At 66.2% G+C, this 4,422-nt stretch carries 6 protein-coding genes; all 6 read left to right on the top strand.

Features of this window, described 5'->3' with window-relative positions:
- On the top strand, window positions 1-695 hold a 695-nt coding region (locus tag A5714_RS08855), incomplete at its 5' end, for an MraY family glycosyltransferase (RefSeq protein WP_197513624.1).
- 217 nt (window positions 696-912) lie between these two features.
- On the top strand, window positions 913-1,410 hold the full coding sequence (locus A5714_RS08850) for an ATP synthase subunit I (RefSeq protein WP_068284612.1): 498 nt from the start codon (window positions 913-915) through the stop codon (window positions 1,408-1,410).
- Window positions 1,403-2,161 (top strand): F0F1 ATP synthase subunit A, encoded by a 759-nt coding sequence (gene atpB, locus A5714_RS08845; RefSeq protein ID WP_068073131.1) that lies wholly within the window; start codon window positions 1,403-1,405, stop codon window positions 2,159-2,161. The genes A5714_RS08850 and atpB overlap by 8 nt, the downstream gene beginning before the upstream one ends.
- Window positions 2,162-2,245: 84 nt before the next feature.
- Window positions 2,246-2,494, top strand: a complete 249-nt coding sequence (locus A5714_RS08840) for a F0F1 ATP synthase subunit C (protein ID WP_156671142.1) — start codon at window positions 2,246-2,248, stop codon at window positions 2,492-2,494.
- 9 nt (window positions 2,495-2,503) lie between these two features.
- Window positions 2,504-3,016, top strand: coding sequence for a F0F1 ATP synthase subunit B (locus A5714_RS08835; RefSeq protein ID WP_068073127.1), 513 nt, complete (start codon window positions 2,504-2,506; stop codon window positions 3,014-3,016).
- Window positions 3,017-3,023: 7 nt separating this feature from the next.
- Window positions 3,024-4,373, top strand: coding sequence for a F0F1 ATP synthase subunit B/delta (locus A5714_RS08830; protein ID WP_068284611.1), 1,350 nt, complete (start codon window positions 3,024-3,026; stop codon window positions 4,371-4,373).
- Window positions 4,374-4,422: the final 49 nt, after the last annotated feature.

Below are 4,422 nucleotides of genomic sequence, written 5' to 3'. Positions count from 1 at the left end.
TGCTCACACTGGCGTTGACGGTCTCGATCGTCAACGCCATGAACTTCGTCGACGGGCTCGACGGGCTGGCCGCCGGGCTCGGGCTGATCACCGCCATGGCCATCTGCATGTTCTCGGTCGGGCTGCTGCGCGATCACGGCGGCGACGTGTTGTTCTACCCGCCCGCGGTGATCTCGGTGGTGCTGGCGGGGGCCTGCCTGGGCTTCCTGCCGCACAACTTTCACAAAGCCAAGATCTTCATGGGCGACTCGGGCTCGATGCTGATCGGGCTGATGCTCGCCGCGGCCTCCACGACGGCCGCGGGACCGGTGTCGCAGAACGCCTACGGTGCCCGCGACGTGTTCGCGCTGCTGTCACCGTTTCTGCTGGTGGTCGCGGTGATGTTCGTGCCGATGCTCGACCTGCTGCTGGCGATCGTGCGCCGCACCCGCGCGGGGCGCAGCGCGTTCAGCCCCGACAAGATGCATCTGCATCACCGATTGCTGCAGATCGGCCACTCGCACCGCCGGGTGGTGCTGTTGATCTACCTGTGGGTGGGCATCGTCGCGTTCGGCGCGGCGAGCACGATCTTCTTCAACCCCCGGGACACCGCCGCGGTGATGCTGGGCGCCATCGCCGTCGCGGGCATCGCCACGGCCATCCCGCTGCTGCGCCGCCGCGACGACGACGAAGACGAAGGCTACGACAGCCGGTAGTAGTGGGGTCTGCGATGTGGTACGGTGCTGGTAGAACCCCAAAAAACCGTTCAGGTTGCCGGTCTCTCGGAGGGCTATCCGATCGGGCCGGTGGACGACTGATGCCGGGAGCTACCCCTTGGGTAATTCCACTGTGACGTGCGATACGCTCGGCGGGCCACCGATCAGTCGGTCGGGGGGGTCTAAGTTCCAACCAAACTGGGATTGAGGTGCTGCGGTGACGACACCAGCGCAGGATGCGCCGTTGGTGTTCCCCTCTGTTGCTTTCCGTCCGGTTCGGCTGTTCGCTATCAGCGTTGCCCTCACGGCGGTGGCCGTGGCCCTGGCGGCCATGTCAGGCCACTTGATGGTCGGCGTCTTCTTCGGCGTCGGGCTGTTGCTGGGTTTACTCAACGCGGTGCTGGTCCGGCGCTCGGTCGCGTCCATCACCGCCAAGGACCATCCGCTGAAGAGCACCATGGCCGTGAATTCCGCGACGCGGCTGGCCGTCATCACCGTGCTGGGGCTGATCATCGCGTTCCTGTTCCGGCCGAGCGGCCTGGGCGTCCTGTTCGGGTTGGCGCTCTTCCAGGTCCTGCTGGTTGCGTCCACAGCGCTGCCCGTGTGGAAGAAGCTGCGCGCGGGGGATTTGGAGCCCGGATCCGCGGACGCGCCCGAGGGCGGCGTGATCGCGAGATCGGAAGGAACGGAAGGAAGGACCACCAGCGATGACTGACACGACGTTTCTCGCCGAGTCCGCCATCGAGGTCGGCGAGCACAACAAGGCCACCTGGCTGGGCCTGACCGTCAACACCGACACGATCCTGGCGACGGGTATCGCGGCCGTGATCGTGCTCGCGTTGGCGTTTTTCCTGCGCGCCAAGATCACATCGACCGGCGTGCCCAGCGGCGTCCAGCTGTTCTGGGAGGCCATCACCGTCCAGATGCGCGACCAGATCGAAAGCGCGATCGGCATGCGCATCGCGCCGTTCGTACTGCCGCTGGCCGTCACCATCTTCGTGTTCATCCTGATCTCGAACTGGCTGTCCGTGCTGCCGCTGCAGTACACCGATAAGGCGGGGCGCACCACCGAGCTGTTGAAGTCGGCGGCCGCCGACATCAACTACGTTCTGGCACTGGCCCTGTTCGTATTCGTCTGCTACCACGTGGCGGGCATCTGGCGCCGCGGCATCGTCGGGCACCCGCTCGCCGTCCTCAAGGGCCACGTGGCCTTCCTGGCGCCGATCAACCTCGTCGAGGAACTCGCCAAGCCGATCTCGTTGTCGCTGCGACTCTTCGGCAACATCTTCGCCGGCGGCATCCTGGTCGCGCTCATCGCGCTGTTCCCGCCCTACATCATGTGGGCGCCCAACGCGATCTGGAAGGCGTTCGACCTGTTCGTCGGCGCCATCCAGGCCTTCATCTTCTCGATCCTGACGATCCTGTACTTCAGCCAGGCCATGGAGATCGACGATCACCATGACTGAGGCCATCGTGAATTGTTTTGTCCCACGCACCATTACAGAGGCCTGGTAGACCGCTACCAGATATCAAGGAGGATAAGAATGGCTCTGGATCCCCAAGTCGCTGCCGCTGCACTCATCGGCGGTGGACTCATCATGGGCGGCGGCGCGATCGGTGCCGGTATCGGTGACGGCATCGCCGGTAACGCGCTGGTCGCGGGCATCGCCCGGCAACCCGAGGCGCAAGGCCGGCTGTTCACGCCGTTCTTCATCACCGTCGGTCTGGTCGAGGCGGCCTACTTCATTAACCTGGCGTTCATGGCGCTGTTCGTGTTCGCCACACCGGTCGGCACCTAATTCGCTGTGATGGGTGACGCGAGCCGCAGCGTAATGGCATCCGGCCGGGTGGTGGCCGAGGGAGGTAACAACTTCCTCGTCCCCAACGGCACGTTCTTCTTCGTGCTGGCCATCTTCTTGGTCGTGCTCGGCATCATCAGCACGTTCGTCGTGCCGCCGGTCATGCGGGTGTTGCGCGAGCGCGACGCCATGGTCGCCAAGACCGCGGCCGACAACAAGAAGGCCGCCGAGCAGTTCGAGGCTGCCCAGGCCGACTACGAAGAAGCTATGACGGATGCCCGTGTGCAGGCGTCGTCGCTGCGCGACAACGCCCGCGCCGAGGGCCGTAAGGTGGTCGAGGACGCGCGCGCCCAGGCCGAGCAGCAGGTGTCGACGACGCTGCAGCAGGCCGCCGAGCAATTGAAGCGGGAAAGAGACTCCGTGGAGCTCGATCTGCGCGCCAACGTGGCCAGCCTGTCGGCGACGCTGGCCAGCCGGATCCTCGGCGTCGAAGTTGCTCCCGGGACCGCGACGAGTAGGTAAAACACACATGGGGAATTGGTCGACCTTCATCGGGCAGCTGATCGGCTTCGCCGCCATCGTGCTGCTGGTGGTGCGCTACGTCGTGCCGCCGGTGCGTCGGATGATGACCGCTCGGCAAGAGACCGTGCGTCAGCAGCTCAAAGATGCTGCCGCGGCGTCGGATCGGCTCACCGAGTCGACGACGGCCCACAGTAAGGCCGTCGAATCCGCCAAGGCGGAGTCGAAGCGGCTCGTCGAAGAGGCCGAGACGGACGCGGCGCGCATCGCCGAGCAACTGCAGGCGCAGTCCGAGGTGGAGGCCGAGCGCATCAAGTCCCAAGGCGGCCGCCAGGTCGATCTGCTGCGGACGCAACTGAGTCGTCAGCTGCGCCTGGAGCTTGGCCACGAGGCCGTGCGGCAGGCGGGCGAACTGGTGCGCAACTACGTGGCCGACGCCGAGCAGCAATCCGGCACCGTCGACCGGTTCCTGGACGACCTGGAGCAGATGGCGCCGGCGTCAGCCGACGTGCGGTACCCGCTCGCGTCGAAGATGCGGTCGGCCAGCCGGCAGGCCTTGGCCAGTCTGTCCGACAAGTTCGGTGCTGTCGCCAAAGACCTTGACAACAAGGCGCTCTCGACGCTGTCCAGCGAATTGGTCGCGGTGGCGCAGCTGTTGGACCGGGAGATCGTCGTCCTGCGCTACCTGACGGTTCCCGCCGAGGAGTCCGGCCCCCGGGTTCGGCTGATCGAGCAGTTGCTGTCCGGCAAGGTCGGTGACGTGACGCTCGACGTCCTGCGCTCGGCGGTGGCCGAGCGGTGGTCGGCGAACTCCGATCTCGTCGACGCCATCGAGCACGTGTCGCGACAGGCCTTGCTGGAAGTGGCCGAGCGCGAGGACAAGGTCGACGAGGTCGAAGAACAGCTTTTCCGGTTCTCCCGCATCCTGGACGCGCAACCCCGGTTGGCCATCCTGCTGGGCGACTTCGCCGTTCCGGTGGAAGGCCGAGTCCAGTTGCTGCACAACGTCCTTGAAGGCGCAAGCGGCCGCGTCAACCCCATCGTCGAGTCGCTGCTCACCCAGACGGTCCAGCTGCTGCGCGGCGAGCCGGCCGAGTCGGCCATCGAGTTCCTGGCCGCCGCCGCGGTGGCGCGCCGCGGTGAGGTCGTCGCGCAGGTCAGCGCGGCGGCCGAACTCAGCGACGAGCAGCGCACCCGCCTCGCCGACGTGCTCGCCCGCATCTACGGCCACCCGGTGACGGTGCAGCTGCAGATCGAGCCGGAGCTGCTCGGCGGGCTGCTCATCTCCGTCGCCGACGAGGTGATCGACGGGACGCTCTCGTCCCGGCTGGCCGCGGCCGAGGCTCAGTTGCCCGACTGAGCACCCACTACTTTCCCCACCCCATGCGAACGAAGATCAAGTAGGAAGA

This window comes from Mycobacterium sp. E2462, assembly GCF_001672685.1.
Taxonomy (GTDB): Bacteria; Actinomycetota; Actinomycetes; order Mycobacteriales; family Mycobacteriaceae; genus Mycobacterium.
Note: the sequence above shows the minus strand (reverse complement) of the source record. Positions and strands in the feature narration are given on the sequence as shown.

Bases quoted from the DNA above. Each gene is read 5' to 3' on its own strand.
- atpB (WP_068073131.1), top strand. From the start codon at position 1,403: ATGACTGACACGACGTTTCTCGCCGAGTCCGCCATCGAGGTCGGCGAG.
- A5714_RS08835 (WP_068073127.1), top strand. From the start codon at position 2,504: ATGGGTGACGCGAGCCGCAGCGTAATGGCATCCGGCCGGGTGGTGGCC.
- A5714_RS08830 (WP_068284611.1), top strand. From the start codon at position 3,024: ATGGGGAATTGGTCGACCTTCATCGGGCAGCTGATCGGCTTCGCCGCC.